The sequence below is a fragment of the Protofrankia sp. Cr1 genome (assembly GCF_963555865.1).
GTDB lineage: Bacteria > Actinomycetota > Actinomycetes > Frankiales > Frankiaceae > Protofrankia.
The window spans coordinates 1-6,511 of the sequence record NZ_CAUVXO010000175.1 but is presented as its reverse complement, the minus strand read 5'-3'; the positions used below and the strand labels follow the sequence as shown (position 1 = coordinate 6,511).

General features: G+C 67.4%; 4 protein-coding genes, 1 tRNA gene and 1 pseudogene. 5 read left to right on the top strand and 1 reads right to left on the bottom strand.

What is annotated here, in order from left to right; translation table 11 throughout:
• A pseudogene (locus U9980_RS14845) lies at window positions 1-449 on the top strand (hypothetical protein); the annotation flags it as partial.
• A 216-nt stretch (window positions 450-665) separates the two neighbouring features.
• On the opposite strand, the gene U9980_RS14840 reads toward U9980_RS14845, so the two are convergent.
• Window positions 666-738: transfer RNA gene (locus U9980_RS14840), tRNA-Arg, on the bottom strand.
• 459 nt (window positions 739-1,197) lie between these two features.
• Between U9980_RS14840 and ssb the strand changes: the two genes are divergently transcribed.
• The 4 genes from ssb to U9980_RS14820 all read left to right on the top strand — a co-directional run bounded on the left by ssb (window position 1,198) and on the right by U9980_RS14820 (window position 6,434).
• Window positions 1,198-1,929 carry a single-stranded DNA-binding protein gene (gene ssb / locus U9980_RS14835; RefSeq protein ID WP_322768450.1) on the top strand — a complete coding sequence of 244 codons (732 nt, stop codon included), beginning with the start codon at window positions 1,198-1,200 and terminating at the stop codon, window positions 1,927-1,929.
• A gap of 367 nt (window positions 1,930-2,296) precedes the next feature.
• Entirely contained in the window at window positions 2,297-4,201 is a 1,905-nt protein-coding gene (locus U9980_RS14830; protein WP_322768449.1) for a hypothetical protein, read from the top strand.
• Between the two features lie 204 nt (window positions 4,202-4,405).
• A complete protein-coding gene (ettA, locus tag U9980_RS14825) occupies window positions 4,406-6,088 on the top strand; it encodes an energy-dependent translational throttle protein EttA (protein ID WP_322768448.1) in 1,683 nt (560 codons plus the stop codon).
• Window positions 6,089-6,110: 22 nt separating this feature from the next.
• Window positions 6,111-6,434: a YciI family protein gene (locus U9980_RS14820; protein ID WP_322768447.1), complete on the top strand. Its 324-nt coding sequence runs from the start codon at window positions 6,111-6,113 to the stop codon at window positions 6,432-6,434.
• Window positions 6,435-6,511: the final 77 nt, after the last annotated feature.

The following is a 6,511-nucleotide window of genomic DNA, read 5'->3' as shown; positions in this document are numbered from 1 at the left end:
ATGAACGGGTGACCAGGGGCGATGACCTGACGGTACTGGCGAACGCGTTGCGGCGGGACCGGCGTCGTGATCCGCGCGCGGGTCGGCGTGAGTATTCCCAGGCTGCGCTGGAGCTGGCTGATTGTTGTGAGCGGTTGCTGGCGGACGGGAACGCGGGTGCTGTGGTGCCGGCGTTGCGCAAGGCTGTGGGCCGGATGACCAGCGCCTTGATGTACATGGACGACTCGTCGGGGATCGTCGGCACGGACCTGCGCCACATGATGAGCCTGTACGCCCGTGCCTGTGTGGATGCCCCGCCGGATCAGGCGGGGCTCGCGCTGGTTGGCGGCGCTGTCGTTCGACGGGCCGGGTTGGCCGGCGATCCGGCTGGCCGAGTTCGTGCCCGCGCTGGGCGCCAGGGGTCTGTCCGAGCTGAGCGCCGAGGTGGCGCGGCGCTCAGCCGCCGCTGAGCCGGGGTCCTGGGGCCAGCTGGTCGCGGCCCGCGGCCCGCGGCCCGCGGCCCGCGGGAGCAACTTGTCGAGGTGTCTGGTGACGTTGATCGACATGTTGCCATCCTCGCCGAGAACCTCAACAGCGCCAGGCAGTACCAGCGGATCGTCGTGGCCTTGCGGGACCAGTTAAAGCGCAGGTCACAATACATGTTGATCTTTGCTGGCAAGACTGAGTGCGCCCGGCAGGGATCGAACCTGCGACCAAGTGCTTAGAAGGCACTTGCTCTATCCGCTGAGCTACGGGCGCTTACCGCCTATTGTGCGGGTCTCCTGGCATGAACGCGCAGCGCGGTTCGCACCTGGCCAGCGGAGGAATAATCGATCATTTCGCGCCCCGTGTCAACCAGCTGCCGGCATGTCCGAGCCTGATGAACCGGGTCTCGCGCCGTCCCCCCGGTGCCAACCCGACGCGGTCAGCTGGTCGCATGCCTCGCCACGCCCCGATACTCGGATGACCTTGTGACGCTTGGTCAAAAAGTCCAGAATGGCATATTTTGTACTGATCGTACATCCCGCAGTGTCGCTGCTGTGGACAGCTGCGCGGCTTTCCACAGCGGACCTCGGTGGCGTGTCGAAGCGGTCGTCAACGGTCACAGTGTGACGTGGGACGAGACAGCGGACGGTCTCGCCGGGTTTCTCAGGGCCGGCGACCCTTCGGGACCGTCCGTCACGGAAGCAGGCCAGTATCCATGATCCGGGAGGAACCATGATCGAAGCATCGGTCACGCTGCTCGGCAACCTCGTCGATGACCCTGACGTGCGATGCACGGCGAACGGGAACTTCGTCTGCTCCCTGCGCATGGCCAGCACGTCGCGCCGGTTCGACCGCTCGCAGAACCGCTGGGTGGATGGCCACACCGTATTCGTGACCGTCACCTGCTGGCGGCACCTGGCGGAGAACGTCGGAGCGTCGCTGCACAAGGGCGACAGGACGCTCGTGGTCGGGCGGCTGCGGCAGAGGTCCTTCGAGACCCAGGACGGAGGCCGCCGGGTCGTCTACGAAGTGGATGCCGATGCGGTCGCTGTCGACCTGACCCGCCAGTCGGCCAAGGTCCGGCGGGTGGTCCGCTCGAACCGGGAAGCCACGGAGGTCATGGACGTCACCGAGGTTACGGAGGCAGCCGAGGTTACGGAGGCAGACGAGGCTCTGGAGGTCACGGACGCCATGGGCGCGGTGGAGGTTGTGGACGCCACCGAAGGCGAAGGAAGTGCGGTGGGCTCCGAGCCCCTCGCCGGCAATGGCATGACCGGTGTGCACAATGGCCAGACCGGCGTCGGAACCGGCTCCGGGTACCGTGACGGGGGTTTCACCCATGCAGGCGCGGACGAGCTGCTCGGCGAGTCGATACCAGGCGATCTACCAGGGGCGCCGGGGTCTGAGCGCCGCACCCCCCGGCGTCCCGGCCCAGCGTCCGGCGACGGTGTGATGGCACGGTAGTCGGCGGCTTGCGGGTGGCTGTCGGCACAGGCGCCGTCCGGTTGCGAAACGGTCATGAGACGGGTGGATGCCCGGTCCCACCCGGACCTGTGGGTAGCGTCAGTCCGTGACCAGCGCGCGGGGTGCCGATATACCGACGCCCATCCGGGTACCGCGTGGGTGCGTGGACGGGCCCACGGCACCCGGCGATGCGCCAGAACCACGATCGCATCGCCTTTGGCCCTCTAGCCGGAGCCGGTCAGATGACCGCCTCGACCCGTTGCCCGAGCCCGTGCCCGACCGGCTCGGTGACCCACGACCGTCGTGGCGCCGACCGTTGGTGGTACTGCGGTCACGGCTGGCCGCGGTGTCTCGGCCCGGATGGACAGTGGCGGCCGCGGCCGTGCTCAGCGCGCTTGCGGCTGTCCTGATCAATCACTATCTGTTTCCGTATCTGTCGATCAACAACGACGAGGCCCTCTACCGGCTGCAGGCCCAGACACTGGCGGGCGGCCATCTGTTTCCGTCGGCGTCGACGCCGGCGCAGTCCTACGCACCGTGGCTGGCGGCGGTCGTCGACGGCCACTACGTCCTGAAGTACACCCCGGTGGTTGCCGGGCTGTTCGCGTTGAGCCTCGTGCTCACCGGCGGGACCGTCGCGGGACTCGCCTTTGTCGCCGCCGCCGCGGTTGTGGCGACCTACCACGCCGGAATCGAGTTGCTGGGCGATCGGCGGGCAGCCGCGGTCGCAGCCTGGCTGCTGGCACTGTCGCCGCTGGTCATTCTGCACAGCGCGATGATGTTGTCCTATCTGCCGGTCCTTGTGCTGTATGAGTGCGTGCTTGTCGGGTTGCTGCGAGGGCTGCGAACCGGTCGTGGGGCGCCGCTAGTCACGGCAGGGCTGGCGCTGGGGTTGGCGATGGCGGTGCGCCCGTACGACGCGGCCCTGGTGCTCGGCCCGCTTGCGGTGTGGGCCGTGCACCGGGGCGCCCGCGGACAGCGGTGGTGGCTGCTGCGTTGGGTCGGGGTAGGGCTGATCGTCCCGGTCGCCGCGTTGCTCAGCTACAATGCGGCGGCAACGGGCAGTCCGTTCACACTGCCGTTTGCGCTGCTTGAGCCCGACGACAAGCTGGGCTTCGGGGATCGCCGCCTGTTTCCCACCGACCCTGCGCACCGCTTCGGGCCGGTTGAAGGGCTCGTCTCCATCGGTGACCATCTCTGGTTTCTCGGTATCTGGGCGTGCGGTGGCGTGTTCCTGGCAGCACTGTCGGTCGCGGCGGTCGTCCGCCGTCGACTGTCCGGGCCGGCCCTCGCGGTCGGGGTCGGGGCAGTTCTGCTGATTCTTGGGTACATCGTGTTCTGGGGAGCCTGGAACGCGGCCGAACTGTGGGGTGGCATCCGCTATGTCGGTCCTTTCTACCTCATGCCCGTACTCATCCCACTGGTCTTTTTCGGAGCTCGGGGGCTGATCGACCTCGCCGTCGCGCGGCCATGGGCAGGCGGGCTCACCGCTGCTGCCTGTCTGGGGCTGAGTACCGTTGTGCTCGTCTTCGCGGTGGGGGCCAACGTGTCCTTCACCCGACGTGATCGCAATTTGACAAACATGATCACAGCTCAACCCGGGCGAGTACTGGTCATCGTGTCGGCCGACCCGGCGTTCCTCATGCACCCCACGTCGGTGGTGGCCAACTCGCCCGCGATGGACGGCCGGGTGTTGTATGCGGTATCACGAGGCCGCGCCGACTTCACCGTTCTCGCCGATCATCCGGATCGATCACCGTACCTGCTTCGGTTGCCCGACGGATACAACCGGACACGTGAGTCACCGTCGGCTGCGCGGTTGGAACGGCTGCGGGTCGTCGACGGGCTGAGCATCGGTGTCGATGTGCGTGCATCGGTTCCGGCCGGGGCTCGCGCGGCCCGGTTGGAGGTGATCTCTGACGGACGTCGAGCGTCCTACTCCCTGGACCCGGCCCGGCCGGTGACCGCTACGCTCACCATCAGCCCCGACAGGGTGGACGTGGCCGGCATCGGTTCCGCTTCCACGATCAGTGCTGTACCTGCGGTGGGTGTACCTACGGCAGGCGTGTTGGCGAAAATGGATCATTCGGTGATATTGGCGTTGTTCTACACGCCGGCGTCTGGTGGCGGTGAACGATTTCTCGACCGCCAGGATCTCCCGGTCCGCGTCGATGCCGGGACCGGGACCGGCGTCAGCGTTGTCGCCCCGGACGGCCAGGTTGGGGCGGTGGGGTCGGGGCTCGCGCCAGCCATCCGGCTGAGCGTTGGTTGACCCCTGATGTCCAGCGGGAAAGAGACTCACGGGACATGGTCGGGGAGTCGGCTCGTACCCTGGTGTGTCGCTCCCGGGTGCATGCCGATCAGCGTCCCGAGGAGTTCCCAATCGCAGCCTGACCCGCATCGCAGCCTGACCCGTATCGCCTGACCCGTATCGCCGCCTGACGTATCAGGCTGCCCGACTCATAAGGTTGACCGCATGGCGCAGTACGTCTTCCAGATGCGCAAGGTGCGCAAAGCCCACGGTGAAAAGGTCGTCCTCGACGATGTCACCCTGTCGTTCCTGCCTGGCGCGAAGATCGGTGTCGTCGGTCCCAACGGCTCGGGCAAGTCGTCGCTGCTGAAGATCATGGCCGGTCTTGACCAGCCCAGCAACGGAGACGCGACGTTGAGCCCCGGTTTCACCGTCGGCATGCTCGCGCAGGAACCGCGGCTGGACGAGGACAAGGACGTTCGCGGCAACGTGGAGGACGGGGTCCGGGAGATCCGTGGGGTCCTCGCGCGGTACGAGGAGATCAACGAGAAGATGGCCGCGCCCGACGCGGACTTCGACGTGCTCCTGGCCGAGCAGGCGGCACTCATCGACAAGATCGAGACGGTGAACGCCTGGGAGCTCGACAGCCAACTCGATCAGGCGATGGACGCGTTGCGGCTGCCGCCGGGTGATGCCGAGGTGACCAGGCTCTCCGGTGGGGAGCGCCGGCGCGTCGCTCTGTGCAAGCTCCTCCTGGAGGCTCCTGACCTGCTGCTGCTGGACGAGCCCACCAACCACTTGGACGCGGAGAGCGTCGCCTGGCTGGAGCAGCACCTGGCGCGCTATGCCGGAGCGGTACTCGCGGTCACCCACGACCGCTACTTCCTCGACAACGTCGCCGGCTGGATCCTCGAGCTCGACCGGGGTCACGCCTACCCCTACGAGGGCAACTACACGACGTACCTGGAGACGAAGGCCGCCCGCCTCAAGGTCGAAGGTGGCAAGGACGCAAAGCGCAAGCGCGTCCTCGCGCAGGAGCTGGAGTGGGTGCGTTCGAACCCGAAGGCCCGCCAGGCCAAGAGCAAGGCCCGCCTCGCCCGCTATGAGGAGCTGGCCGCGGAGGCGGACAAGGCGCGTCCCCGCGACTTCGAGGAGATCCAGATCCCACCGGGTCCGCGGCTGGGTAGCCTCGTGATCGAGGCGAAGAAACTCCGTAAGGGTTTCGGCGACCGGGTCCTCATCGACGACCTGTCGTTCTCCCTGCCACGCGGCGGCATCGTCGGCGTGATCGGCCCGAACGGTGTCGGGAAAACCACCTTGTTCACCATGCTGACCGGTGCGGCGGCAGCTGACGCCGGCGAGCTGGCCATCGGTGAGACGGTTGACATCGCCTATGTCGACCAGAGCCGCGCGGGCCTCGACCCGAAGAAGAACGTGTGGGAGATCGTCTCCGACGGGCTCGACCACATCATCGTAGGCAAAGTCGATCTGCCGAGCCGGGCGTACGTGTCGGCGTTCGGCTTCAAGGGGCCGGATCAGCAGAAGCCGGTCGGAGTCCTGTCCGGCGGTGAGCGTAACCGGCTGAACCTCGCCCTGACCCTCAAGCGGGGCGGCAACCTCCTGCTGCTGGACGAACCCACCAACGACCTTGACGTTGAGACGCTGCGGTCGCTGGAGGACGCGCTGGGAGAGTTCCCGGGATGCGCGGTTGTGATCTCCCACGACCGGTGGTTCCTGGACCGTGTCACCACCCACACCCTCGCCTGGGAGGGTACGGAGGCCGACCCGGCGCGCTGGTTCTGGTTCGAGGGGAACTTCGCGGACTACGAGGCCAACAAGATCGAACGCCTTGGCGTTGAGGCAGCGCGTCCGCATCGGGTGACCTACCGCAAGCTCACCCGCGAATAGGGTCTGACCGTGGGGGAGTGCCGTGGCCGCGCTGAACCGCTATGAGCTGGTCGTTCTCAGGCAGGGACAACCGCATCCGGCGTCCGGTGCGGATAGCGGGTACGACCGGCGGCATGCCGAGCACCTGAAGTATCTGGAGTCGCTGCGGGCTGCGGGGTCGCTTGTGCTGTATGGCGGGTCGGACGAACCTGACACGCAGCTGCAGGCGGTGCTGCTGTTCCAGACCGGGTCGCTGGATGAGGCCCGTGCCATTGCCGAGGCGGATCCACTGGTGCGGGCGGGCTATCTGGTGATCGAGATCATCCCGTTCCTCTCGGGATTTCGCCCCCCGCACCGGCCCGGCTGAACGGCACGGCCGCAACGGCCCTGTGAGCGGGCGAGCGGCCCGTCCACAGAGCGGGCCGGGCCGCGGCTCATTCGGGG